This window comes from Paraburkholderia sp. 22099 (assembly GCF_052045835.1).
GTDB lineage: Bacteria > Pseudomonadota > Gammaproteobacteria > Burkholderiales > Burkholderiaceae > Paraburkholderia > Paraburkholderia terricola.
Genome location: NZ_JBQEPU010000001.1, coordinates 177951 through 204111, shown reverse-complemented (window position 1 = coordinate 204111; position 26161 = coordinate 177951). Strand labels below are relative to the sequence as shown.

The 26161-nt window shown below is 65.6% G+C and carries 19 protein-coding genes; 10 read left to right on the top strand and 9 right to left on the bottom strand.

Features of this window, described 5'->3' with window-relative positions:
- Window positions 1-154: 154 nt before the first annotated feature.
- Window positions 155-994 (bottom strand): phosphoserine phosphatase SerB, encoded by an 840-nt coding sequence (gene serB / locus ACTJLC_RS00840; protein WP_114162351.1) that lies wholly within the window; start codon window positions 992-994, stop codon window positions 155-157.
- Window positions 995-1392: 398 nt separating this feature from the next.
- On the opposite strand from serB, the gene ACTJLC_RS00835 reads away from it, so the two are divergent.
- From ACTJLC_RS00835 to ACTJLC_RS00820, 4 genes are all read left to right on the top strand, one after another.
- Window positions 1393-2646 carry a cytochrome P450 gene (locus ACTJLC_RS00835; RefSeq protein WP_310128952.1) on the top strand — a complete coding sequence of 418 codons (1254 nt, stop codon included), beginning with the start codon at window positions 1393-1395 and terminating at the stop codon, window positions 2644-2646.
- A gap of 130 nt (window positions 2647-2776) precedes the next feature.
- Window positions 2777-3790: a non-homologous end joining protein Ku gene (gene ku, locus ACTJLC_RS00830; RefSeq protein ID WP_440843176.1), complete on the top strand. Its 1014-nt coding sequence runs from the start codon at window positions 2777-2779 to the stop codon at window positions 3788-3790.
- A gap of 82 nt (window positions 3791-3872) precedes the next feature.
- Window positions 3873-6767, top strand: coding sequence for a DNA ligase D (gene ligD, locus ACTJLC_RS00825; RefSeq protein ID WP_440843175.1), 2895 nt, complete (start codon window positions 3873-3875; stop codon window positions 6765-6767).
- 54 nt (window positions 6768-6821) lie between these two features.
- Window positions 6822-7124 carry a hypothetical protein gene (locus tag ACTJLC_RS00820; protein WP_440843174.1) on the top strand — a complete coding sequence of 101 codons (303 nt, stop codon included), beginning with the start codon at window positions 6822-6824 and terminating at the stop codon, window positions 7122-7124.
- Window positions 7125-7129: 5 nt separating this feature from the next.
- On the opposite strand, the gene ACTJLC_RS00815 is transcribed toward ACTJLC_RS00820, so the two are convergent.
- On the bottom strand, window positions 7130-8095 hold the full coding sequence (locus ACTJLC_RS00815) for a LysR family transcriptional regulator (protein WP_440843173.1): 966 nt from the start codon (window positions 8093-8095) through the stop codon (window positions 7130-7132).
- A 145-nt stretch (window positions 8096-8240) separates the two neighbouring features.
- On the opposite strand from ACTJLC_RS00815, the gene ACTJLC_RS00810 reads away from it, so the two are divergent.
- The gene (locus ACTJLC_RS00810; RefSeq protein ID WP_440843172.1) at window positions 8241-9257 is read left to right on the top strand and encodes a zinc-binding alcohol dehydrogenase family protein; all 1017 of its coding nucleotides are present in this window, start codon (window positions 8241-8243) and stop codon (window positions 9255-9257) included.
- 259 nt (window positions 9258-9516) lie between these two features.
- Window positions 9517-10065 carry a DUF6013 family protein gene (locus ACTJLC_RS00805; RefSeq protein ID WP_073426757.1) on the top strand — a complete coding sequence of 183 codons (549 nt, stop codon included), beginning with the start codon at window positions 9517-9519 and terminating at the stop codon, window positions 10063-10065.
- Between the two features lie 24 nt (window positions 10066-10089).
- Here the strand turns inward: ACTJLC_RS00805 and ACTJLC_RS00800 are convergent, their stop codons facing one another.
- Both ACTJLC_RS00800 and ACTJLC_RS00795 read right to left on the bottom strand, forming a co-directional pair.
- The gene (locus tag ACTJLC_RS00800; protein WP_083083625.1) at window positions 10090-10896 is read right to left on the bottom strand and encodes an ABC transporter permease; all 807 of its coding nucleotides are present in this window, start codon (window positions 10894-10896) and stop codon (window positions 10090-10092) included.
- The gene (locus ACTJLC_RS00795; RefSeq protein ID WP_114162357.1) at window positions 10893-11603 is read right to left on the bottom strand and encodes an ABC transporter ATP-binding protein; all 711 of its coding nucleotides are present in this window, start codon (window positions 11601-11603) and stop codon (window positions 10893-10895) included. Before ACTJLC_RS00795 ends, ACTJLC_RS00800 begins: the two co-directional genes overlap by 4 nt.
- 101 nt (window positions 11604-11704) lie before the next feature.
- Between ACTJLC_RS00795 and ACTJLC_RS00790 the strand changes: the two genes are divergently transcribed.
- Window positions 11705-14221 carry an AsmA family protein gene (locus ACTJLC_RS00790; protein ID WP_114162358.1) on the top strand — a complete coding sequence of 839 codons (2517 nt, stop codon included), beginning with the start codon at window positions 11705-11707 and terminating at the stop codon, window positions 14219-14221.
- Window positions 14222-14343: 122 nt separating this feature from the next.
- Here ACTJLC_RS00790 and ACTJLC_RS00785 read toward each other — a convergent pair whose 3' ends face one another.
- On the bottom strand, window positions 14344-14835 hold the full coding sequence (locus ACTJLC_RS00785; RefSeq protein WP_073426753.1) for a hypothetical protein: 492 nt from the start codon (window positions 14833-14835) through the stop codon (window positions 14344-14346).
- A 374-nt stretch (window positions 14836-15209) separates the two neighbouring features.
- On the opposite strand from ACTJLC_RS00785, the gene ACTJLC_RS00780 reads away from it, so the two are divergent.
- The 3 genes from ACTJLC_RS00780 to ACTJLC_RS00770 all read left to right on the top strand — a co-directional run bounded on the left by ACTJLC_RS00780 (window position 15210) and on the right by ACTJLC_RS00770 (window position 19496).
- Window positions 15210-16820 (top strand): sensor histidine kinase, encoded by a 1611-nt coding sequence (locus tag ACTJLC_RS00780; protein WP_114162359.1) that lies wholly within the window; start codon window positions 15210-15212, stop codon window positions 16818-16820.
- Between the two features lie 78 nt (window positions 16821-16898).
- Window positions 16899-17414, top strand: a complete 516-nt coding sequence (locus ACTJLC_RS00775; RefSeq protein WP_083083629.1) for a response regulator — start codon at window positions 16899-16901, stop codon at window positions 17412-17414.
- A gap of 108 nt (window positions 17415-17522) precedes the next feature.
- On the top strand, window positions 17523-19496 hold the full coding sequence (locus ACTJLC_RS00770) for a hybrid sensor histidine kinase/response regulator (RefSeq protein ID WP_083083630.1): 1974 nt from the start codon (window positions 17523-17525) through the stop codon (window positions 19494-19496).
- 108 nt (window positions 19497-19604) lie between these two features.
- Here the strand turns inward: ACTJLC_RS00770 and mscL are convergent, their stop codons facing one another.
- From mscL to mfd, 4 genes are all read right to left on the bottom strand, one after another.
- Window positions 19605-20051 (bottom strand): large conductance mechanosensitive channel protein MscL, encoded by a 447-nt coding sequence (gene mscL, locus ACTJLC_RS00765; RefSeq protein ID WP_073426749.1) that lies wholly within the window; start codon window positions 20049-20051, stop codon window positions 19605-19607.
- 90 nt (window positions 20052-20141) lie between these two features.
- Window positions 20142-21176, bottom strand: coding sequence for a threonine ammonia-lyase (locus ACTJLC_RS00760; RefSeq protein ID WP_073426748.1), 1035 nt, complete (start codon window positions 21174-21176; stop codon window positions 20142-20144).
- A 56-nt stretch (window positions 21177-21232) separates the two neighbouring features.
- Window positions 21233-22471 (bottom strand): acetylornithine deacetylase, encoded by a 1239-nt coding sequence (gene argE / locus ACTJLC_RS00755; RefSeq protein WP_073426939.1) that lies wholly within the window; start codon window positions 22469-22471, stop codon window positions 21233-21235.
- 151 nt (window positions 22472-22622) lie between these two features.
- Complete coding sequence (mfd, locus tag ACTJLC_RS00750) at window positions 22623-26105, bottom strand: transcription-repair coupling factor (protein ID WP_114162360.1); 3483 nt, start codon at window positions 26103-26105, stop codon at window positions 22623-22625.
- Window positions 26106-26161: the final 56 nt, after the last annotated feature.

Genomic DNA, 26161 nt, shown 5'->3' with positions numbered 1-26161 from the left:
GTTCGGCTGAATGTTCAACCTTCCATCACGCCGCTACGATGGCGCGCATCCTGACTAACGGTTGCGGCACGATCGTGAGCTTCGATGAATCTTTTCTTCTGGATGCGCTTCTGATGCTGGCCGTCATCGCCACGGCCAGCGCAGCACATCGGCATTAGAACAGGCGCAGCAGCCCGTCCAGTCCCACGAAATTGAAGGCCACGCTGGCCGCTTCGCGCACCACGGGCTTCGCGCGGAATGCAACGGAAAGTCCCGCTGCGGCCATCATCTTCAGATCGTTCGAGCCGTCGCCCATCGCGATCGCGCGGGTCGGCTCGATGCCCAGTTGAGCACAGGTCTCGCGCAACATCGCTGCTTTCACGTCTGCATTGACGATCTCGCCGATTACCTTGCCGGTCAGCTTGCCGTCCACGATTTCGAGCGTGTTCGCACGCGTGAAGTCGAGGCCGAGACGGGCCTTCAGCTTTTCGGTGAAGAACGTGAACCCGCCCGACACCAGCAGCGTTTTCAAACCGGCGGCCTTCGCGCCTGCAAGCATCTGCAGCGCACCCGGCGAGAGTTGCAGCCGTTCTTCGTAAACGCGCTCGAGCGCGCTTGCGTCGAGGCCCTTGAGCAGCGCCACGCGGCGCGTCAGGCTTTCGTTGAAGTCCTTGATCTCGCCGCGCATCGCGGCCTCGGTGATCGCGGACACTTCCGCTTTCAGTCCGCAGAAATCGGCGATTTCGTCGACGCATTCGATCGTGATCAGCGTCGAATCCATGTCCATCGCGACCAGCCCGAAGTCTTGCAACTTGCGGCCCGCTTCGACGAACGCGTAGTCCAGTTGATGCGTGCCGCAATACACGTCGAGGTCGGCGCGCTGCGCTTCGCTTGCGCCGGCGATGCGGATCGCGTTCGAGTCGATGGCGGCGGCATGCGAACCGCGCGCGAGCGCGACGAGCGTTTTGTGATGATCGGCGGAAAGAGGCGCGGGACTTTGGATGACGAGGTTCATTGGCGACGCGAGTGACGCAGGAAAGGACGGGCGCGCGGCGCGCGCGGAAAATCCCGCTATTGTAACGGTTCGACGAGGTGCGCCACGGCGGCCCGCCTATGCAATCCCTCGGCAGCCGGGTCATACTGACGAGCCAACGCAGCCAACGCAGCCAACGCAGCCAACGCAGCCAACGCAGCCAACGCAGCCAACGCAGCCAACGCAGCCAACGCAGCCAACGCAGCCAACGCAGCCAACGCAGCCAACGCAGCCAACCATGCCCGCAGCGCTTGCACGCGTCGAGCCTGTCTGTCGCCGCGCATCGCGCGCGGTAGGTTGCGCACGGCAGACAGCGGCGCGAGTAGCGTTGCGCAAACCAGGCGCAAAATCAAAACCACGACAAGCACCGGAGACAACGCATGCCCCCCGCGACCACCAGCGACGCAGCCGCCCTCGCGCGCGACTTCGACTTGCGCCGGCTCAGTCCCGAGTTTTACGCAAACCCCTATCCGGTCTACCACGCGCTGCGCACGCACGAACCGGTCAAGCGCATGCCCGACGGTTCGCTGTTTCTGACGCGCTTTCGCGACGTTCAAGCGGTCTACCGCGATCCGAAAACCTTCAGTTCCGACAAGACCGTCGAATTCAGGCCGAAGTACGGCGACTCGCCGCTTTACGCGCATCACACGACGAGTCTGGTGTTCAACGATCCGCCGCGTCATACGCGGGTGCGCAAGCTGATCGCCGGCGCGTTGACGGCGCGCGCGATTGCCGCGATGGAGCCGGGGCTCGTGCGTCTCGTCGACGGCTTGCTCGATGCCGCCGCCGAACGCGGCCGCATCGATCTGATCGGCGAATTCGCGTCGGCGATTCCGGTGGAGATCATCGGCAATCTGCTCGACGTGCCGCATACCGAGCGTGCGCCGTTGCGCGACTGGTCGCTGGCGATACTCGGCGCGCTCGAACCGTCGCTCAGCGACGCGCAACTCGAACGCGGCAATCGCGCGGTGAGCGAATTCGTCGACTATCTGCGCGGCTTGGTGGCGCAACGTCGGCGCGAGCCGGGCGACCCGCTGCACGACGTGCTCACGCGTCTGATCCAGGGCGAGGAGGGCGGCGAGCAGTTGTCCGAAGCCGAATTGCTGCAGAACTGCATCTTCATTCTGAACGCGGGGCATGAGACGACGACCAATCTGATCGGCAACGGCCTCGTCACGCTCGCCGAGTGGCCCGAACAGCGCGCCGCGTTGCTGCGCGAGCCGTCGCTGATCGAATCGGCGGTCGAGGAATGTTTGCGTTTCGAGAGTTCGAACCAGCTCGGCAACCGCATCGCGACGCTCGACGCCGAAATCGGCGGCGTTCCCGTGGCGCGCGGCACGCCCGTCACGCTGTGCATCGGCGCCGCCAATCGCGACCCGGAGCAATTCGCGGAGCCGGACCGCTTCGATATCCACCGCGCTCCGAACCGGCATCTGGCGTTCGGCTTCGGCATTCATCAGTGCGCCGGGCTGTCGCTCGCGCGGCTCGAGGCGCGCATTGCCATCGGACGCTTCGTGCAGCGCTTTCCGGCCTATCGGCTGCACGGCGAGCCGACGCGCGGCGGTCGCGTGCGGTTTCGCGGCTTCGCCGAAGTGCCGGTGGAACTCGACCCGACGGCACGCCGAACGCCGTAGCTTTTGCCGACGCGGCGCAAGACTTACAGCCGATGCGCGGCGCGCCCGGCATCGCGGCGTCCCGCGTCAGCGCAAAACCCGTGGCACGCTTGCTGCTTCACGTAAAGACCTGGGCCTTGGGGAGCGCACGATGGCACACATGATCTGGAAGGGCGCAATCAGCTTCGGCCTCGTTCACGTGCCGGTGCAGTTGTACCCGGCAACGCAGTCGGAGAAGGTCGGCTTCAATCTGCTGGATAAGCGCACGATCGACCCGGTCGGCTACAAGCAGATCAACAAGCGCACCGGCAAGGATGTGACGCGCGATAACATCGTGCGCGGCTTCGAGTACGAAAAGGACAAGTACGTCGTGCTCTCGGACGAGGAGATTCGCGCGGCGAATCCCGAGTCGACGCAGACGGTGGACATCCTTGCGTTCGTCGACGCCGCCGACATCTCGTTCCTCTTTCTCGACACGCCGTACTTCCTCACGCCCGATCGCAAAGGCGAAAAGGTCTACGCGTTGCTGCGCGAAGCGATGAAGGCGTCGGGCAAGGTCGGCGTGGCGAGCGTCGTGCTGCATAACAAGCAGCATCTCGCCGCGCTGATTCCGCTCGGTCCGGTCCTCGCGTTGAACACGCTGCGCTGGGCCGCCGAAGTGCGCGACTTCGACCAGTTCAAGCTGCCGGCCGAAGGCGTGAAGGCGGCGGGCGTCAGCGCGCGCGAACTCGACATGGCGAAAAAATTGATCGACGACATGAGCGACAAGTGGGATCCGTCGCAGTACCACGACACCTTCCGCGACGACATCATGGCGCTCGTCGATCGCAAGATTCGCGCGGGCAAGACCGAGGAAATCACGGAAGTCGAAACGCCGCGCGAGTCGCGTCAATCGGCGGACATTCTCGATCTGTCCGACCTGCTCAAGCGCAGCCTGGGGCGCGGCAAGGGCAAGCCGGCGTCCGGTGGACGCAAGCGTGCCGCGGACGATGAGGAAGCTGAGGCCAATGACGAAGAGGCCGACGAGGATACCGATGCCGGCGCCACGCCCGCTCGCAAGAAGCCGAAGACGACGCGCGCGACGCGCGGCGGCGGCACTCGCGCCGGCGGCCGTTCCAGCGCCAAGACCGCGCCGGCGGCCCGCAAACGCCGCGCGGCCGCGTGAGCACGGAGCGCCCGATCCTGGAGGTTAGAAAGAGGAACCGCGAGAGGAACCGCGCCACCCAACCCGCGATGACGTCATCCCCATGAACGACAGGCTCGATCTCTACAACCGCAAGCGCCGCTTCGACGAAACGCCGGAGCCCGCGGGCACGAGCGCGCGCAAGCGCGCCGGCCGCAAGACGAGTGCGCGCGAGTCGAACGAGGCGCTGTCCTACGTGATTCAGGAGCATCACGCGCGGCGGCTTCACTACGACTTCCGGCTCGAACTGAACGGCACGCTGCTGTCGTGGGCGGTGCCCAAGGGGCCATGTCTGGACCCGTCGGTGAAGCGGCTCGCCGTGCATGTCGAGGATCATCCGGTCGAGTATGGCTCGTTCGAAGGCGAGATTCCGCCTGGCAACTACGGGGCGGGCACCGTGATCGTGTGGGACCGCGGCACCTGGGAGCCGGTCGGCGGCGCGGCCCAGGCGGCCAAAACCTACGCGGCCGGCAAGCTCAAATTCATCCTGCACGGCGACAAGCTGCACGGCGGCTGGACGCTGGTGCGCAGCCACATGCGCGGCAGCGGCGACAAGGAGCAGTGGCTGCTGATCAAGGAGCGCGACGACGAAGCGCGCGATGAAAGCGAGTACGACATTCTGAAGGAGCGACCCGGCAGCGTGCTCGATGGAAGCGCCCCGGCGCAGAAGGGCGCGAAGACGGCGAAACGCGCGTCCGCGGCGAAGGAAGCGACGAGCACGAGCCGGACCGTCAGGAGCGCCGCCGCCAGGACCGCTTCATCGAACCGCGCGAGCCGCGGCGATCCGAAACGACCCGACATCGTGGCGACGCGCAGCGCGCAGTCGCTGCGTGAGCTCGCCGTGTCGCCGTCGATCGAAGGCGCGGTCGAGGCGAAGCTGCCCGCCACCTTCAAGCCTCAACTGGCGACGCTGGTCGACAGCGCGCCGCCCGGCGATCAATGGTCGTATGAGATCAAGTTCGACGGCTACCGCGTGCTGGCGCGCATCGACCACGGCACGAAGGGCGGCGCGGTGAAGGTATTCACGCGCGCGGGCAACGATTGGACCACGAAGTTCAGCAAGCAGGTCAAGGCGCTCGAACAGCTCGACCTCGAAACCGCATGGCTCGACGGCGAGGCGGTGGTGCTGGACGAGAACGGCGTGCCGAGTTTTCAGGCGCTGCAGAACGCGTTCGATTCGAACCGTCCGCAGGACATCACCATCTATCTGTTCGACGTGCCTTTTCTGAACGGTTACGACTTGCGCGGCGTGCCGCTGCAACAGCGCCGCGCGATCCTGCGCGCGTTGCTGGAAGGCGTCGACGACAACGTGCTGCGCTTCTCGAACGATTTCGAATTCAGCGCCGAGGACCTGCTCAAGAGCGCATGCGACATGGCGCTCGAAGGCATCATCGGCAAGCGGCGCGACAGCGGTTATATGTCGGGACGCTCGTCCGCGTGGATCAAGCTGAAGTGCCGGCGCCGCCAGGAGTTCGTGATCGGCGGCTATTCGGAACCGTCCGGCAGCCGCGCGGCGTTCGGCGCGCTGCTGCTCGGCGTTCACGACAGCAAGGGCAAGCTGCAATACGCCGGGCGCGTCGGCACGGGCTTCGACGCCGCGTTGCTGCGTTCGGTGAAGAAGGAGCTCGACGCGCACGAAACCCAACGCATGCCGTTCGCGGCCCCGCCGCGCGAGCGCAGCCGCACGCCGGTGCATTGGGTCGAACCCGTGCTCGTCGCCGAATGCAACTTCGCCGAGTGGACGAGCGACGGCATCGTGCGCCAGGCGTCGTTCGTGAGTCTGCGCAACGACAAGCCGGCGAGCCAGATCGTCAAGGAAGCACCCCGCAAAGGAGCCGACGTGCAACAGCAAACCGATACCGTGTCCGCCGCCGCGCCGAAGAAACGCGCGGCGCGACGGGCCGAAGCAAACGCCGTGTCCGAGCCGGATGACACGCGTGCGAAGCAGGCAGGAAAAACCTCCGGCGCCAAAACCACGGCCGCTAAAACCTCGGCCGCCGAAACCTCGGCCGCCAAAACCGCAGCCGCCAAAACCGCCACGGCGAAATCGAAAGCCGCCTCGACTGCCTCCGAAGTCGCCGGCGTGCGCGTCTCTCATCCCGATCGCGTGATCGACAAAAGCACCGGCACGCGCAAGATCGACCTCGTGCGGTACTACGAATCGGTGGCCGACTGGATGCTGCCGTATCTGCGGGACAGGCCGGTATCGCTGGTGCGCGCGCCCGAGGACATCGGCGGCGAGCTGTTCTTCCAGAAGCACAGCCAGAAGCTGTCGATCCCGAACATCACGCAGCATCCCGGGCTCGACCCCGGCCATCCGCCGCTGATCACCGTCGAAACGATCGGGGCGCTGGTGGGCGCCGCGCAAATGGGCACCGTCGAGTTTCATACCTGGAATGCGGTGGCGTCGAACATCGAGAAGCCCGATCGCATGGTGTTCGATCTCGACCCCGACGCGTCGCTCGGCTGGGAGCGGATGATCGAGGCCGCGCAGCTCACGCGCTCGCTGCTGGAGGAGCTCGGTCTCACGTCGTTCTGCAAGACGAGCGGCGGCAAGGGACTGCATGTGGTGGTGCCGCTCGCCAGGCAGGCCGGCTGGGACGAAGTGAAGGGCTTTTCGCAAGCCGTCGCGCAGCATATGGCGGCCACGCTGCCGAAGTACTTCAGCGCGAAGATGGGCGCGCAGAATCGCAAGCAGAAAATTTTCGTCGACTATCTGCGCAACAACCGCGGGTCGAGCACGATCGTCGCGTTCTCGGCGCGCGCGCGGCCGGGCATGGGCGTCTCTGTGCCGCTGTCGTGGGACGAAGTCGCCAGCACCACGGCCGGCGATCAATGGAATATCGAGAACCTCCACGAGCGGCTCGCCGACCTCGCAGGCGACCCCTGGGCGGACTACCCGACGACGCGTCAGCGGATTACCGCGGCGATGAAAAAACGTCTGGACGGCGCGAAGTGAGCGCGCTGCCGCCGTCCTCATTCCGTCCTGATTCCATACGCAAAGGAGCAAGCCATGAAGACCGCACCGCAATCGTCGGACGGCGACAAGCAAGCCGATCCGCATGCCCGAAAGCATCCGCGTTCGTTGGAGGACGTGGCCGCGCCGCTACCGCATGAAACCGATCAGAGCCCGGAATCGCAGCACGAGGACGATCCGCGGCGCGTCGGCAAGCAGGCGCATCGCGACATCGAACGGGGACTGCGGGATACCGACCGCCGCGGCGGCGGCGACTATCAGCAAAAGACGCAGAACGACGTGCACGCCGATGTGAATTCCGAGGGCAAGGCGGGAGGCGGCGGGCGCGGCAAGCGGTGATCCCTTCAGCGAACTCCGCCGCTCGGCTCGGCATCCCAATACGGCGGATCGCCGAAATGCGCCGCGAGGAATTCGATGAACGCAAGCGTCTTCGGCGGCACGAACGCGCGGCTCGGATACACCGCCCAGATCGCCACTTCCTCGGCGAGCGGATACGCGTCGAGCACGCGCACCAGTTCGCCGCTGCGCAGATAGGGCGCCACGTCCCAGGTCGATTTGAGCGCGATGCCGAAACCGGCCAATAGCGCGTCGCGAATCACCTCGCCGTTATCGGTGACGAGCCGACCGCTCACGCGCACGTCGAGCGGGCCGGCGGGCGTCATGAACGCCCAGTCGCGCTGGTCCGACAGGATCATGCATTCGTGCCGCGCGAGATCCGACGGATAATGCGGCGCGCCGCGCGCGGCCAGATAAGCGGGCGCCGCGCACAGCACCCGGCGGTTGACCGCCAGGCGCCGCGCCACCAGCGACGAATCCTTGAGCACCCCGACGCGGATCGCCACGTCGATTCCCGCGTCGACCAGATCGACCAGATGATCGGTCAGCCGCAAATCGACGCTCACGCCGGGATAGCGGCGCAGAAATTCGCTGATTACCGGCGACACGTGCTGCCGCCCGAACGAGGACGGCATCGACACTCGCACGCGCCCCTGCGGTTCGGCCTGCGCGCGGCCCACCGAGGCGCGCGCGGCGGCGGCCGCGTCGAGCAGCGTCTCGGCGCGCGTCATGAACACTTCGCCGTCCTGCGTGAGACTGATGCGGCGGGTGGTCCGGTGCAAAAGCCGCGCGCCCAGCAGCTTTTCCAGTTGCGCGATGCGCGAACTCGCGACCGCCGCCGACAACCCGAACTCACGCCCCGCCGCCGACACATTGGCGAGCAGGGCGGCGCGCACGAACAACGCGACGTCGAGCAGATCGAGCCGTTCGCGTTCAGTGGAAGGTGCATGGGCGGATGGAGCAGGACGATTCATTCTTCTGAAATTCAAAAAGATGTTTCAGTCATTATGACGGTTTTATAAAAATAAGAAGGCGCCTAGGATGACGCCGATGGGATCGGTTGCCGTCGCCGTCCCCGATTCTCAAGCGCATCTTCATCCGAACCAACAGGAGCTTCTTATGAAAGCCGTAGGTCTCTATCGCTACTTGCCGATCGATCAAGCCGAAGCGCTGGTCGATGTCGAAATCCCGCAACCTCAAGCCACCGGCCGCGACCTGCTCGTGAAGGTCGAGGCGATCTCCGTCAATCCGGTCGACACCAAGGTGCGCGCGCCGAAAGACACGGTCGAAACAGCGCCGCGCATTCTCGGCTGGGACGCCGCCGGCACCGTGGTCGCGGTCGGACCGGAAGTCGCGCTGTTCAAGGTCGGCGATCCCGTGTTCTACGCCGGCAGCATCACGCGGCCGGGCGCGAACAGCGAGTTCCATCTGGTCGACGAGCGCATCGTCGGGCGCAAGCCGGCGTCGCTCGATTTCACGCACGCGGCGGCGCTGCCCCTGACCGCGATCACCGCGTGGGAAGCGCTGTTCGATCGCCTCGGCGTGTCGCCGCAAGGCGCGGATGAAGGCCGCACGGTGTTGATCGTCGGCGGCGCGGGGGGAGTCGGCTCGATCGGCATTCAATTGGCCAAACAACTGGCGAAGCTGAAGGTGATCGCGACGGCCTCGCGTCCCGAGTCGGCGAAGTGGGCGACGGAGCTGGGCGCGGATCACATCGTCGATCACTTCGGCGACATGCCCGCGCAGTTGAAACAGCTCGGCATCGGGCAGGTCGATTACGTGCTGATATTCAACGACACCGACCGCCATTTCCCGGCCGCGGCCGAGGTCGTCGCGCCGCAGGGCGGCATTTGCACGATCGTCGAAAACAGCCGGCCGGTGCCGGTCGAACTGTTGAAGGCGAAGAGCGCCGCATTCCATTGGGAGTTCATGTTCACGCGTTCGATGTTCGACACGCCCGACATGATCGAGCAGCACAAGCTGCTGACGGAAGTGGCGCGTCTCGTCGACGCCGGGACGTTGCGCACCACCGTCGGCCAGCAGCTCGGCAAGATCGACGCGCAGAATCTGCGCCGCGCGCATCGACTGCTGGAAGACGGCCGCGCGATCGGCAAGCTGGTGCTGACGGGCTTCTGAAGCGTCGCGATCGGCCGCAAAAAACGGCTTGCCGCAAGGGGGTTAACACCCGATCCGCGCGCAGCGCGCGCGGCGTCGCTTGGCGTTAGACTGGCGGGGCATCATGCAAAAACAGTTGCGTGTCTCGCGGCCCGGCTGGTGAATGCGCAAGCACCCATCGACCCGGCATGAACCTGCGCAGCCACGATGCTTCGCTCAGGCGGTAGCACCCACGCAGCACTCACGCGAGCGCGCAGCGGCACAACAACGAGGTGACAGTATGAGCTACCGCTTCAAACTCTCCGCCGTTTCAGTTGTCGCTTCTCTCGCTTGCGCGTTCGTGCCGGCGGCCCATGCGGCCACGCCGATCACGGTGACGTCGCAGTCCGCGCCCGACGGTCCGATCCGCTACACGGTTCGCGTCACGTCGAAACAGTTCGGCAATTCACAGGAAACCCGCACGATCCGCTCCGGCGAATCGGACGACTTCACGTGGAAAACCGTACCGCCGGGCGGGCCGGTTCCGGTGAGCGATGCGTGCCCGAGCTATTCGTCGCTGCCACTCGACACCAACGGCGCGATGATCCGTCAGACGCAGATCCGCTTCGCGCCAGTGGTGGCGAGCGACGGCACCGCAACCGTGCAACTGAGCTTCCAGGCGCGCACGCCGCGCGGCGTGAAGTCGGTGACGAGCGGCGGCAAGACGCTCCAATGTCCGAACGACGTGGCCGTCAGCCAGATTCTGCGCTTTACGATGCCGACCAACGGCAGCACGAAGAAGCTCACGCTGGCCGACGGCACCGAAGTGACGGTCAGCGCGAAGCGTTGAGGCCCCGTCCGCGGCGAGCCGCATTCAGCGCCGCGCCGCGGCGCGCTCCACCAGCCGCGACGACAGAAACCGGTGCTCCGCCGAAAAGAGCCGCCGGTACGTGAGCAGCACCGCGCCGACCGTCCCGAGGGCCGACGCGGCGGCGATCAGAAACATGATCACGATCTGATAACGCACCGCCTGCAACGGCGACTGGCCGGCCAGCACCTGGCCCGTCATCATGCCGGGCAGGCTCACCACGCCGACCACGGCCATCTGGTTCAGCGTCGGCATCATGCCCGCGCGCACCGCCTGGCTCGCCGGCGCCCGCGCCGCTTCCCAGCGCGTCGCGCCGAGCGCGAGCGCCATCTCGACGCGGTCGCGCCGCGCGGTCAGTTCCTCGGTCATCCGTTCGATGCCGAGCGAGACCCCGGTCAGCGTATTGCCGAGGATCATGCCGAGAATCGGAATCGCATACTGCGGCTCGTACCACGGATGAATGCGGATCACGACGAAGAGGCCGATCGCGGCGACGAGCCACGAACTGAACCCGATCGACAGCACGCTATCCGCGCGCTGTCCGGCATAGGAGCGGCTGCCGCGCTGCGCGCCCGCGAAGCCGGCGATCAGCGTCATCACGATCATCAGCGGCAACACCACGAACCAGTGGCTGTAGCGGAACACCCAGCCGAGCACGTAGCCGATCGCGAGCAACTGCACGACGGTGCGCAGCGCCGCCCACGCGAGCTTGCGTTCGAGATCGAGCTTGAGCGCCACCGACACCGCGCCGTTCACGACGATCAGCAGCGCCGCGATCGCGAGGTCCCAGAGACTCAGGGTTTGCAAGGTCATTGGCGGAACGCCTCCTGCGCGGGCGTGACCGTGGGTTCGTCGAGCATGCCGGCGCGCATTGTCAGACGCCGCTCGCTCATGCGCGCGGCCTGGGCCGGATCGTGCGATACCCAGATCGACGCATGCCGGCCGGGATCGGCATCGAACCAGGCGCGCACCAAACCCTCGATCGCATGCGACGACTCCGGGTCGAGCGACGCGGTGGGCTCGTCGAGCAGCAGCACTTCCGGCGCAAGCTGCAACACGCGAATCAGCGCGACGATCTGCGCCTCGCCGCCGGACAGTTCGCTCGCGCGCTTGTCGAGAAAATCGTCGCCGCGGCCGGCCGCTGCCACGAGACTTGCCGCTCGCGCGCGATCGAAGCGCACGTCGCGATAGGTGCGCAACTCGAACGGGTAGCGCAGATTGTCTTCAACGCTGCCGTCGAGCAGCGCGGGCCGCTGGCGAATATAGGCGACGTTGCGCCGGTAACGCGGAATCGCCGCGCGTTCGACTGGCCTGCCATGCCACACGATGCGCCCCGCATCGAGCGGATCGAGCAGGGCGAGGGCGCGCAGCAACACGCTCTTGCCGGAGCCCGACGGCCCCGTGATCGCGACGCGGTCGCCCGCATGCAACGCGAAGGTGGTGGGCTGCAGCAGCGTCTGGCCGCGCAAGGCGTCGCGCCGGACGATGCCGTCGGCGAGCACGAACGGAACATCGGTCATGAGTCGTAGGGTGGAGAGTGGGCGTCATGTCGAAGGCCATCGTTCGGGCACACTACGTGCTGGGCGAAGGGCAACGCAGAAAAAATAGCGGAGCCCCCTCGATGGCAGCGTGGAGCACGACCGGAAGACGGATCGGGAAAATCATCGCATGGCTGCTGGCGATCATCGTCATTCTGATTGTCGCGCTGACAGTTTTTCTCCTGACGTTCGACTGGAACCACGCGCGGCCTTACGTCAACGACAAGGTCACGCAGGCGATCGGCCGGCCGTTCGTCATCAACGGCGATCTGAAAGTGGGCTGGCGGCATCCGGTCGGCGAGACCGGCTGGCGCGGCTGGGTGCCCTGGCCGCGCTTCTCGGCGACGAACATCACGGTGGCCAACCCCGACTGGGCGAAACAGCCGCATTTCGCCACGCTCGACGAGATCGACTTCCAGGTCAAGGTGCTGCCGCTGCTCACCCGCGACATCGTGATTCCGGCGATCAATCTGGTGAATCCTTCCGTCGATCTGGAACGGCTGCTCGACGGGCGCAACAACTGGACCTTCAAACTGAAGCCGCGCGAGCCTTCCGAGTGGAAGCTCGATCTGCACGATATCGCGTTTGAGAAGGGCAACATCGCACTGTCCGACCAGCAGAAGAAGATCGACGTGCAGACGGTCGTCGATACGCTCGGTCAGCCGATTCCGCTCGGCGAGGCGATCCGGCAGCAGGAAGCGGCGTCGCGCCGTGCGTCGGCCGAGGCGGTCGGCAAGTCGGGCGCGAACAAGCTCTCCGCGCAGGCCAATGCCCAGGCGGCGTCCGAGGCTTCGGCGGCCGCGTCGGCGGCCGCGTCGGGGGCTGCGTCGACCGACATCAAGGCGTCGGGTGCGACGGCGGCCACGGGCGCTTCGGGCGCGTTGATCGCGGGCGGTTCGAAGGGCGCGAGCCAGGCGGCGAGCGCGGGCGTCGGCGCAAGCGCTAACGCGGAAACCAGCGCCGCCGCGGCGGCCTCCGCGCCGGCCTCGAGCGCCAGTGAAGCCGGCGACGCGGGCGGCGCGAAACCGCAGATGCCGTCGTATGCGATCGGCTGGACCGTCAAGGGCACCTACAACAAGACGCCGGTGGCGGGCAGCGGCAAGGTGGGCGGCGTGCTCGCGTTGCAGGACGCGAACCGGCCGTTCCCGGTGCAGGCCGACGTGAAGGCGGGCGATCTGCATATCGGTCTGGTGGGCACGGTCACCGATCCGGCGCATCTCGCCGCGGTCGATCTGCGCCTCTGGCTGCAAGGCAACAGCATGTCGCGGCTCTATTCGCTGACCGGCGTGACCTTGCCCGACACGCCGCCTTATGCGACCGAGGGGCGTCTCATCGGGCAGTTCAAGCAAAGCGGTAACGTCTTCAAGTATGAAAACTTTACAGGCCGGGTGGGCGGCAGCGATCTGAACGGGTCGCTGATCTATACGGCGCGCGAGCCGCGTCCGCTGTTGCAGGGCGAAGTGGTGTCGCATCTGCTGCAATTCTCGGATCTTGCGCCGGTGATCGGCGCGGACTCGAACGCGAGCAAGGCCAGGCGCGGCGATGCGAAGATGCAGCCGGCAAACAAGGCGCTGCCGGTCGAGGAATTCCACACCGACCGCTGGAAGGCGATCGACGCCGACGTGAAGTTCACGGGCCGGCGCATCATCAAGAACGTGGACCTGCCGATCACGGACCTGTACACCCATATCGTGATGACCAACGGCGTGCTCTCGCTCGAACCGCTCAAGTTCGGCGTGGCGGGCGGCTCGCTGGCCTCCGACATTCATCTGGACGGCAGCGCGATGCCGCTCAAGGGCCGCGTGTCGACGTCGGCGCGGCATCTGAAGCTCAAGCAGTTGCTGCCGAACTTCAAGACGATGCAGAACGCGCTCGGCGAAATCAACGGCGACGCCGCCTTGACCGCAACCGGCAATTCGCCGGCCGCGCTAGCGGCGACCTCGAACGGCGAGGTGAAGGCGCTCGTCACCGACGGCACCGTGAGCCGCCTCCTGATGGAAGCGGCGGGGCTGAACGTGGCGAACGTCGTGTATGAAAAGCTGTTCGGCAATCGCGACGTGAAGATCAATTGCGCGGCCGCCGATTTCGTCGCCACCAACGGCGTGCTCGATTCGCGCGTGTTCGCGCTCGATACGGGCGACGCGGTGATCGACATCGACGGCAAGGTGAATCTGCGCGACGAGTCGATGGACCTTGGCGTGCATCCGCATACCAAGGGGTTCCGGGTGTTTTCGTTGCGCTCGCCGCTCTATGTGAAGGGGACCTTCAAGGACCCGCACGTGGGCGTGAATCCGGCCGCGCTGGCGCTGCGCGGCGGCGCGGCGGTCGGGCTCGGTCTCGTCAATCCGTTCGCGGCGCTGATTCCGCTGCTGGCGCCCAGCAACAACAAGCCGCTGCCTTGTGCGCGCTTGCTCGCGCAGGTGCGTCAGGCGCCGACGGCGCCGCCGCCCGGGGTCAAGCAGAAGCCCAAGGCCGCCATTTCGCTCGAGGGCGCGCCGGTGAATAAATCATCAGGGGAAGCTTCGTCGCCTGCCGCGACCGGCAAGAAGCAGCCGGCGGTCACGGCGCCGGCGAGCGCGGTTGAATACAAGGGAAGCTGAGACCCACGCCGCTTGCGAACCGACAGCGGCGTTGCCAAGGACGAGCGGGTCGATGTGAAAAAGGCCCCGGGAACAGGCCTGTAAGAGGCCTGTAAGAGGCCTGTATGAAGAACCTGCCTCGGCTACCTCAGCGAGCGCGGAGCGGCGTCTCCAGCGGCATCTTGCCGACGAACCCCGCGACGGGCACCGATGCGGGTAGCGCCGAACTCCGTCAGGATCTTGCCGCGAGCCCGGCTGGCAAACACCAGGAAGCCGAAGCCGTCGGCCTCGTACCAGTAGCCGCCGTTCTCCAGTCCGTCGAGCGGTTGTTCCAACGCGTTGGTGATGGATTCGATACAGCGCCGCCGCAACTCGGCCGGCGCGGGATAAGGCGGTTGCGCACCGCGCACGCTGCACAGGAGCACATCGAGTCCGGGCAGTACGTGTGCATAGAGCACCGGTTCGTCTTGCGCGCGAGCACGCGCAATCTTGGTGTCGAGCTGGCCGAACGGCTTGAAATGCCGTAGTACCGCGAGGAACGACTCATCGCCGTCCACCTTCGCGCGTCTACGCTTTTTCGGGAAGGACATAAAAATTCGCCTGAAAAAGAATTGCAAGAAACGCAGCGTCCTCATGCGACAACTCCCGGCTTCGCGCGCCGCACGTCGATCTTTTATAGCATACGACAAGGCTGGATTCACGATGATTCGACGTCTGCGCCGTATCACCTTCTCCCGCACGAATCATGCCGAACCGCCTCGCCGCGCGCTTTCGCTTCCTAGCACATCTGTTTCCATCATAGACGCACGAGGCGCCGAAAAAACATCTCACACCAATAAAAAAGTCGTTTTTGTGTGGGCCGGGCGCCTCTTGCGGCTACGTTGAAATATCTCTAAATCACGCCGATAATGGCCCGTCCGGCCGCGTCGCACTCGCCGCTCTGGCGGGCGCGACGGGTCCTCCTGAGTTGCCGCGGCTTGAATGACCCTTCGCGACCCTTCGGGCGAACATGAAACTATTCACCAAGGGGCTGCTGCTGATTGCGGTGCCGAGCGTGGTCGAACTGGCGCTTCTCGGCTTCGTCTTCGATACCCAGGAAGAGACGGCGCAGGCCGCGCGATGGGTCGCCAACAGCAAGCAGATCCTTTATCAGTCGTCGGCCCTCGTCGATCCGTTGCTGCGTCAGGCCGCGCGCGTGCGCACCGGCATGGCGGTCGGCGATCCGTCGTTCATCGACCGGCATACGGTATGGATCGATCTCGGCGACCGTCTTCAGAAACTCGACGCGCTGGTCGGCGGCACGCCGCAGCAGGTCGAGCGAGTACGCAAGATGCGGCAGGCGGTCGACGCCTATCGCGCCCAGGCCGTGATGATCTCGCAGGCGCTGCACGAAGGGCGCGGCGTGGCTTCGTTCGCTGCGTTCGAAACCGGCGCGCTGCCGCGCCAGGTCGCGGTGTTTCGCGACGAGCTTGCCGCGTTCGGCAACGAGGCGTCGCGGCTCGACGCCGAACGCGGCGCGGCCCTCGCGCGGCGCCGCGAGCGCCAGCAATACGCGCTGATCGCGGCGGTGCTGGGTTCGATGCTGATCTGGGCGGCCACGGCGGTGGTGTTCGCGCGCAACATCGGCCGGCGGCTGGAAGTGTTGACCGATAACGCCGAGCGGCTGGGCAACGGGCGGCCGCTCGCCGCGCCGCTGTCGGGCAACGACGAAATCGCCGCGCTCGACACGGTGCTGCACGAGACCGGCGCGCGTCTCGCCGAGGCCGACGTGCAACAGGCCACGCTGAAGGCGCGGCTCGAGGCGCGCGCGAAGGAACTTGCGGTGGTCAACGAGGAATTGCGCCAGGAGACGCAAGACAACGAAATGTTCATCTACAGCGTGTCGCACGATCTGCGCTCGCCGCTGGTGAATCTGCAAGGCTTTTCGAAGGAACTTCAGGTGTCGTGCGACGAGCTGGACAGCATCGTCGATGCCGCCGGCTTGCCGGAAGCCGAGCATCGGCGCATGGCGCATATTCTGAAAGGGGACGTGCGCGAGTCCTTGCAATATCTGCGCACCGCGGTGACGCGGGCCGCGGCGATCATCGACGCGCTGTTGCGGATTTCGCGCGCCGGCCGGCTCGAATACCATTGGCAGCGGGTGAGCGTCGGCCGCGTGGTGGGCCGGGTGGTGGATGCGCTGGAAGGCGCGATCGGTCAGCGCGCGGCGTCGGTCACCGTGCGCGAGTTGCCGCCCGTGTGGGGCGACCCGACGGCGATCGAACAGATATTCAGCAACCTGATCGGCAACGCGCTCAACTACCTCGATCCGGCGCGTACCGGGCGCATCGAGATCGGCGCGCTGGAGCCCGATCCGGTCGATGCGACCGACCCGCGCGCGGTGCGCATGCGCACTTACTACGTGCGCGATAACGGCCTCGGCATTCCGGCCGCGTATATGTCGAAGGTGTTCCGCGCGTTTCAGCGTCTGCACGGCGACGTCGCGAACGGCGACGGCATCGGTCTCGCGGTGGTGCGGCGCATGGTGGAGCGGCACGGCGGGCGCGTGTGGGTGGAGTCGGCGGAAGGCGCGGGGTCGACCTTCTTCGTCGTGTTGCCCGAGCAGCCCGCGCGCGCCTGATGCGAGACGGGTCGCGGCAACGGGACACACCGCGGAAACGCCATGAACATAGATACGGATCGTTAGCACGGAGGGCGTATGAGTCACGGGGAAACGGTCGGCATCGTGCTGATCGAGGATGACGACGGCCATGCCACGCTCGTCGAGCGCAATCTGCGCCGTGCCGGCGTTTCGAACGGATTCCTGCGCTTTCGCGACGGCCAGCAGGCACTCGATTACTTTTTCGGCCCCGCGCCGGCCGAGGCCGCCGCCAGCGGCGCGGGCGGCGGCGCCTCCGAGCCCGCGGCGAGCGCTTATCCGTCGCGCGACGATCTGACGAATTTCGTCGTGCTGCTCGACCTGAAGATGCCGCGAGTGGACGGCTTCGAAGTCTTGCGGCGTCTGAAAGAGTCGCCGCGGACCGCCGCGGTGCCGGTGATCGTTCTGACCACCACCGACGACCCGCGCGAAATCGCCAGGTGCTACGAGCTCGGCTGCAACGTGTACATCACCAAGCCGGTCGAATATGACGCGTTCATCGAAGCCGTGCGCCGGCTCGGCTTCTTCCTGCAGGTCGTCAAGCTGCCGCCGGGCCATCGTTTCGCGGCGCCTTGAGGTAACGTTCATGTGAGCCGCACAGCCGCCGCTGGAAGTCACCTGAAAGTCACCCGAAAGTCGCTCGTGACAACATAACCACCAGACCTAGCCTAAAAGAAGATTCGCATGATCGAAGACGTGTCCACGCTGCCCGCCGCCTATGTGCTGGTCGTCGATGACGACGAAGGCATTTTGCGGCTCGCGCGCAAGTCGCTGGAGCGCGCCGGCTGCCGGGTAGCGATCTGCGCCAGCGTCGAGGCGGCCCACGAGCGGCTCGGCGCGGGCGGCCCCGATTTGCTGGTGCTCGACTATCAGCTCAGCGGACCGGAAACCGGACTCGACTTCTTTCGCCGCTTGCGCGCCGAAGGCGTGCGGATTCCCGCCATTCTCGTGACCGGCTTCACCGACGAATCGCGCGTGATCGAAGCGCTGCGCGCGGGCGTCTCCGACGTCGTGCCCAAATCCGGCGAATACCTCAATTACCTGCCCGAGGCGGTCGAGCGTGTGCTGTCGCAAGTGCGTTTGCAAAAAGCGTCGGACGAAGCCTTGCTGTTGCGCGACCGCGAACAGCATTACCGCACCTTGTCGGAGACGCTGCCGCATCTGGTGCTGACCTGCAACGCCGCGGGCGACTGCGACTTTCTCTCGAAGCAGTGGTTCGACTACACCGGCCTGCCCGACAACAGCTCACACGGCCTCGCGTGGCTAGATGCCGTGCATCCGGACGACCGCGAGGAAATCCGCCGCACGTGGCTCAACACGGTGGCGAACAACGCGGGCGACTACCGGCACGAACTGCGGATCCGTCGCCACGACGGCGAATACCGCTGGTTCGACGCGCGCGTGGTGGCGATGCGCGACGCCGAAGGCAAGGTCAGCAAATGGTTCGGCAGTTGCACGGACATTCATTCGCAGCGCGAGGCGATCGAGGAGCGCGAACGCCTGCTTGCCTCGGAGCAGGCCGCCCGTCAGATCGCCGAGGAAGCGAACCGCGCCAAGGACCGTTTTCTGGCGATGCTCTCGCATGAGTTGCGCACGCCGCTCACGCCGGTATTGGCGGGCGCGAGCGTGCTGGAGATGATTCCCGATCTGCCCGATCAGGCGCGTGCGAGCGTGCGCATGATTCGCCGCAACGTCGAGCTGGAGGCGCGGCTGATCGACGACCTGCTCGATCTCACGCGCGTGGCGAACGGCAAGCTGCGTCTGTCGCTGGAAACCGTCGACGTGCACGACGTGATGGACAGCGTGCTCGAACTTTTCCGCAGCGAGATCCAGGTCAAGCAGCAGGACGTGCACGTGCACAAGAACGCGAAGCACCATTACGTGCTGGCCGATCGCGCGCGCTTGCAGCAGATGCTATGGAACCTGATCCGCAACGCCGCCAAGTTCACGCCCGATGGCGGCCACATTTACGTGCGCACGCGCGACGAACGCATGCAGGTGCAGATATCGGTCGAAGACACGGGCATCGGCATCGAGCCGGAACAGATCGGCAAGCTCTTCAACGCGTTCGAGCAGGGCGACCAGAACATGACGCGGCAATTCGGCGGCCTGGGCCTCGGTCTCGCGATCACGAAGGCGTTGACCGATGTGCACGGCGGCACCGTCACCGCGCAGAGCCCCGGCGCGCATTGCGGCGCGACCTTCACGATCACGCTGCCGACCGCCGCTGCGCCGGCCGGCACGCCGTCCGTCGCCGTGCCTGACGAAGTGCATGCGGCCGGCCTGCTGAACATCTTGCTGATCGAGGACCACGTGGATACCGCCGAGGTGATGGCGCAACTGATTCGCAGCCTCGGCCACGAAGTCACGACGGTCGGCCGCGTGGACGATGCGTTGGCCGCCACGCAGTTGCAACGCTTCGATCTGGTTGTCAGCGACGTGGGCTTGCCCGACGGCACCGGCCTCGATTTCATCAAGGCGTTCCGCGAGCATTCGGATGCGCCGGCGGTCGCGTTGACCGGCTTCGGCACGGATGAAGACGTGCGTCGCTGCTTGAGCGCCGGCTTCACTTCGCATCTAACGAAGCCCGTTAATTTCGGCCAGTTGGAGACGATGATCGAGGGCGCGGTGAACCGAAAGGCGCAGCAAGGCGCTTAGGAGTTGCGCGTAGCGCCCGGTATGAAAGCGGACAGCGTGAAAAAAGGCCTGTTGCGACAAATCGCAACAGGCCTTTTTATTGGCGCCGCCCAATCGCGGGTTCGCGGCCTAGCGCGGCGAGTTCTTCAGCGAATCGCGGATTTCACGCAGCAGCAGCACGTCTTCAGGCGGGGGCGGCGGCTCTGCCGCTGCGTCCTCGGCCGGCCTGCGCAGATTGTTGATGAACTTGACCATCAGGAAAATGATGAACGCGAGAATGACGAAGTTGATGGCCACGGTAATGAACGAGCCGTAGCCGAACACCGCGACGCCTGCCGTCTGCAGATCTTTATACGACTCGGGGCTGCCCTTGAAGCTGGGCGGAATATCGCCGAGGCGAATGAACTTGTTGGAGAAATCGAGGCCGCCGGTGGCGACGCCGACAACCGGCATGATCAGGTCTTTAACAACGGAATTGACGATGGTGGAAAACGCGCCGCCGATAATCACGCCGACTGCCAGATCCACCACGTTGCCCTTGAGGGCGAATTCTTTGAATTCCTTGACCATGCTCATTGAGGTTCCTCCCGAGAATCGATAAACGAATCATACCAACGTCGGACGGATAGGCGAGTGCTTCGGGCAGGGAAAACGAGGCGCCGTTCTTTAGCCCGGAAACTGTGACTCGCCGTGGCGGGCGCGTTCGATATGCGCGGCAAAACTGACCGGATCGGTATTGGTGCCGCACAGCAGCACGCCCACCCGTTTGCCTTGCAGCTTTTCGCGTAGCGGTCCGAGCAAGCCCGCCGTGGCGGCGGCGCAGGCGGGCTCCACAGCCAGCTTGAGTTGACCGAACAAGGTCAGCATGGCCGCGCGCAACTGGTCGTCGGAAACGGTGACGAGATCGTCGATATGACGGCGGCACAACTCGTAGCTGTATTCCTCGGTATGCGGCGACATCAGCGAATCGGCGATGCCGTGCATCTGGCCCATCTTGACCGTGTGATTGGCCGCAAAACTCCTGCCCATCACGTCCGCGCCCTCGGGTTCGACGCCGTACACGTGCACGCGCGGATTCGCGAGCCGCATGGCCGTGGCGACGCCCGCGGCGAGACCGCCGCCGCCGATCGGCAGGATCACGGCTTCGAGGTCGGGCGTTTGCGTGACCCATTCATAGCCGAGCGTGGCCGAGCCCAGCACGGTGCGATAACCGTTGAACGGATGCACGAAATAGCGGCCTTCCTCGGCCTCGATACGGCGCACCAGTTCGAACGCCTCGGCGATGTTTTCCGCGAACACGATCTCGGCGCGATACTGCCGGCACAATGCCACGCGCGCCGGGTTGGCCGCGCGAAACAGCACGACCTTCGCGCCGATGCCAAGACGCATGGCCGCATACGCCACCGCCACCGCGTGATTGCCGCCCGACACGCAGGTCACGCCCGCGCTGCGTTGCGCTTCGTCGAGTGCCAGCAGGTTGGTGAACGCGCCGCGCGCCTTGAAGCTGCCGCCCGCTTGCAGCAGCTCGAACTTGAAGTTCACCACCGTGCCTTCCATCGACGGAAAGTCGAGCCTGTCGAACACCGGCGTTCGCGCGACCCACGGCGTCAACGCGAAGTGTTGCGTCGCGATGTCGTCGAGCGTGGGGATCGGCTCGCCGTCGATCGTGTGGTCGGTATGCAGTGGCGTGGCGGTGGACATGGCGAGGGCGCTCGTTCGTTTGGTATGGGTGAGACGGTGCGTGGCGGCGGACGGTTTCAGTGTGCGTGCGCCTCGACCGACATGCTGTGAATGAACTTGTGCAGGAAGCGCTCGCATGCCACGAGTTGATCGAGCGCGACGAATTCGTTGGCCTTGTGCGCCTGCTGGATGTCGCCGGGGCCGCACACGATGCTCGGAATGCCCGCCAGCGAAAACAGACCGGCTTCGGTGCCGTACGCGACCTTGCGTTTGTCCTGATCGGCGGTCAGGGCGCGCACGAGTTGCGTGATCGCCGCCTGTTCCGATGAATCGAGCCCCGGCGCCGCGGCGATCCTGGTGATCTCGATGGCCGCCGACGGATGCTCGCGCAGCATCTTCGGCAGCAGCGTTTCACGCGCGTACTGATCGATGCGCGCGAAGATCGGTTCGGGATCGAGCGTGGGCAGGTTGCGGAATTCGAACTGGAATTTGCATTCGGCCGGCACGGTGTTGATCGCATTGCCGCCGACGATCGTGCTGGTCTGCGCGGTGGTGAAGGGCACGTCGTACAGTTCGTCGAACGGACCTTGCTCGCGGAACTGATCGGCCATGTCGCGGATGTAGCAGATCAGGCGCGCGGCGTACTCGATCGCGTTCAAGCCCTTCGGCGTGAGCGACGAATGCGCGGCCTGGCCGCGCACGCAGCACTGGTAAGCGTTGATGCCCTTGTGCGCGACGATCGGGCGCATGCTGGTCGGTTCGCCGACGATGCAGCCGTCCGGCTTCACGCCGCGCTTCATCAGGTCCTGAATCATGAGCGGCGCGCCGGCGCAGCCCACTTCCTCATCGAACGAGAGGGCGAGGTGGATCGGCCTTGCGAGCTTCGCGCGCTGCATGTCGGGCACGAGCGCCAGCGCCGCGCCGATGAAACCCTTCATGTCGCACGTGCCGCGGCCATACAGTTTGTCGCCGCGAATTTCCGGCTTGAACGGATCGCTGTCCCATTGCTGGCCGTCCACCGGCACCACGTCCGTATGGCCCGAGAGCACCACGCCGCCGTTGGTTTCGCCGTCGTGCGCGGGGATCGTCGCGAACAGGTTGGCCCATTTGCCGCTCGCGTCGTGCGTGAGCGTGGCTTCGATGCCGGCCGCGCGCAGTTCGTCGCGCACGGTTTCGATCAGGCCGAGATTCGGGTTGCGGCTGACCGTGTCCATCGACACGAGACGGGTGACCCAGGGAAGCGAAACCGGCGACGAAGCGTTCTGTGCGGAAGCGGATAGGGAAGAGGGCTGCGCTGATTCAGCGACATGGGACATGACGGACTCCGGCATTTGAGTCTTTCGATCATATCCCAAAATATGCCCCTTTCGTGCGCCGCGGCGCGCGTTTGCGCGTTGCAACATGAGCAAAAACGCGGGACGTGGCGCGTATTTCCGAACTTCGCGCGATCGGCGCCGAAAGCGGACGTCAGCGCGCGGCGACCGGTGCCGCGGTGCCGCGGCTCGGCGCGCCGAGTGCGCGCAGCGTCTCCTTCACCGTCGCGACGCGTACCGCGAGATCGGGGCTGCGCGTTTCGATACGCAGCTTGTCCTGGCCCGCGAGCTTGATGTGCTTGTGTTTCTGCACCATCTCGATGATCCGCATCGCGTCGACCGGCGGGTTGGGGATGAACTGCAAACCAATCACGGCTTCGCCCGCGTCGATCTTCGAAATGCCCAACGGCTTCGCCGCGAGCCGCAGACGATGCGTCTCCACCAGCGCGTGCGCTTGCGGCGGCAACTTGCCGAAGCGGTCGATCAGCTCTTCCTGAATGCCGTCGATCGAATCGTTGTGTTCGCAGTTGGCGAGGCGCTTGTACAGCGACAGACGCTCCTGCACGTCGCCGCAATAGTCCGCGGGCAGAATCGCCGGCGCGTGCAGATTGATCTCGGTGGTCGCGGCGAGCGGCGCGGTGAGGTCCGGCTCCTTGCCTTCCTTGAGCGCCTTCACGGCGTCGTTCAGCATGTCGGTGTAAAGCTGGAAACCGATCTCGTGAATCTCGCCCGACTGCTTGTCGCCGAGCACTTCGCCGGTGCCGCGAATCTCCAGGTCGTGCATGGCGAGATAGAAGCCCGAGCCGAGTTCCTCCATCTGCTGGATTGCTTCGAGCCGGCGTTGCGCCTGCTTGGTCAGACCTTGCGGATCGTGCACCAGCAGATACGAATACGCCTGGTGATGCGAGCGGCCCACCCGGCCACGCAACTGATGCAACTGCGCGAGACCGAACTTGTCGGCGCGGTGAATCAGGATGGTGTTGGCGGTGGGCACGTCGATGCCGGTTTCGATGATCGTCGTGCACAGCAGCACGTTGGCGCGCTGCGCGACGAAGTCGCGCATCACGCGCTCCAGCTCGCGTTCGTGCATCTGCCCGTGCGCGACCGCGAGGCGCGCTTCGGGCACCAGGGCTTCGAGCATTTGCCGGCGATTCTCGATCGTCTCGACTTCGTTGTGCAGGAAGTAGACCTGGCCGCCGCGCTTCAACTCGCGCAACATGGCCTCGCGGATCACGCTGTCTTCCTCGCGGCGCACGAAGGTTTTGATCGCGAGGCGCTTTTGCGGCGCGGTGGCGATCACCGAGAAATCGCGCAGACCTTCGAGCGCCATGCCGAGCGTGCGGGGGATCGGCGTTGCGGTGAGCGTGAGCACGTCGACTTCCGCTCTGAGCGCCTTCAACGCTTCTTTCTGACGCACGCCGAAACGGTGCTCCTCGTCGATGATCACGAGCCCGAGCCGCTTGAACTGCACATCGGAGGAGAGCAGCTTGTGCGTGCCGATCACGATGTCGACGCTGCCTTCGTTGATCTGCTGGATGGCCGCGTTGACTTCCTTGGTCGACTTGAAACGCGACAGTTCGGCGATGCGCACCGGCCAGTCGGAGAAACGGTCGGAGAAGGTTTGCGTGTGCTGTTCGGCGAGCAGCGTGGTGGGCGAGAGCAGCGCCACCTGCTTGCCGCCCATCACCGCGATGAAGGCCGCGCGCAACGCCACCTCGGTCTTGCCGAAGCCGACGTCGCCGCACACGAGCCGGTCCATCGGCTTGCCGCTCGTCATGTCGCCGATCACGGCGGCAATCGCCGCGGCCTGATCGGGCGTTTCCTCGAAGCCGAAGCTCTCGGCGAACTTCACGTAATCCTTCGGTTCGAGCGCGAATGCATGGCCCTCGCGGGCGGCGCGGCGCGCGTACAGGTTCAGCAGTTCGGCCGCGGTGTCGCGAATCTGTTGCGCCGCCTTGCGCTTGGCCTTTTCCCACTGGCCGGAGCCGAGCGAGTGCAGCGGCGCGCTTTCCGGATCGGCGCCGCTGTAGCGCGAGATCACATGGAGTTGCGCGACCGGCACGTAGAGCTTGCTGTCGCCCGCGTATTCGAGGTGCAGGAACTCGGTTTCGCCTTCGCCGAGATCCATCGTGACGAGACCCATATAGCGGCCGATGCCGTGCTGCGAATGCACGACGGGATCGCCCACCTTCAACTCGGACAGATCGCGCACCATCGAATCGACGTTGCTCGCCTGTTCCTGGCGGCGGCGTCCCGCGCGGCGCGCGAGCGGGCCGTATAGCTCCGTCTCGGTGATGATCGCGATGCCGTCGACCGGCACGGCAAAACCGTTCGCGAGCGGCGCGACGCCCAGCGAGAAACGCTCGTCGCCGGTGAGCCAGTCCTGGAAGCTGTCGCTCGAAACGGGTTTCAGATGATTGTCGACCAGCAGTTGCAGCAGCGTTTCGCGACGGCCCGCCGATTCCGCGGCGAACAGCACGCGGTTCGGCGTGGTCTCCAGGTAGGCGCGCAAGGCCGCGACCGGATCGTCGGCGTGACGGTCGATCGCCAGATTCGGCAGCGGCAGCGACCAGCCGCCGCCGGCGTTGCCGGGCAGCGCGAGCCGCGCGAACGGCTTGGCGAACGTGAAGAAGTCCTCATCCGACAGAAAGAGACGCTGCGGCTCCAGAATCGGCCGGTCGCGATCGTGCGAGAGGAAGTTGTAGCGCTGCTTCGTGTCGTTGGTGAAGCGCCGGATCGCGGCGTCCAGATCGCCGACGAACGCCAGTTGCGCGCCTTCGGGCAGGTAGTGGAACAGCGTCGCGGTTTCGTCGAAGAAAAGCGGCAGATAGTATTCGATGCCCGCGGACGGCACGCCGTTGCCGATGTCCTTGTAGATCGACGCGCGGCTCGGATCGCCCTCGAAGGTTTCGCGCCAGCGGCTGCGGAATGCGGTGCGCGCGGCTTCGTCGAAGGGGAATTCGCGGCCGGGCAGGAGGCGCACGTCCTTCACCGGATAGAGGCTGCGCTGCGTGTCGGGGTCGAAGGCGCGGATCGAGTCGACCTGATCGTCGAACAGGTCGATGCGGTACGGCAAGGGCGAGCCCATCGGGAACAGATCGAGCAGCGAGCCGCGCACGCAGTACTCGCCCGGGCGCACCACCTGGCTCACGTGCTCGTAGCCGGCGAGCGTCAATTGCGCCTTCAGCCTCGCTTCGTCGAGACGCTCGCCTTGCGAGAACGCGAACGTGTAGCCCGCCATGAACGACGCCGGCGGCATCCGGTAGAGCGCCGTGGTGGCGGGCACGAGCAGGATGTCGCAGCGGCCCTCGCCGAGATCGTGCAGCGTGGCGAGGCGCTCGGAGACCAGATCCTGGTGCGGCGAAAAGCTGTCGTAAGGCAGCGTTTCCCAGTCGGGCAGCAAGCGCACGCGGGCCTCGGGCGCGAAAAAGCCGATTTCCTGCGACAGACGCTGCGCGTCGACCGCGCTTTCGCACACCACCGCCAGTAGCGGCACCTTCTCGCGATAGGCGAGATGGTAGCGGGCGATCAGCAGCGCGTCGGACGAGCCGTGCGTGCCGTCGAAGACGAAACGCTGGCCGGCCTTGACGAGCGCGACGGGCGGGGAGTATTGCGATGATGCGGCGATGTCTGGCATAGAAGAGAAAAGGCGGCCTTGGGCTCACACGTGACCGGCAAGTTTACGCGTGTCGG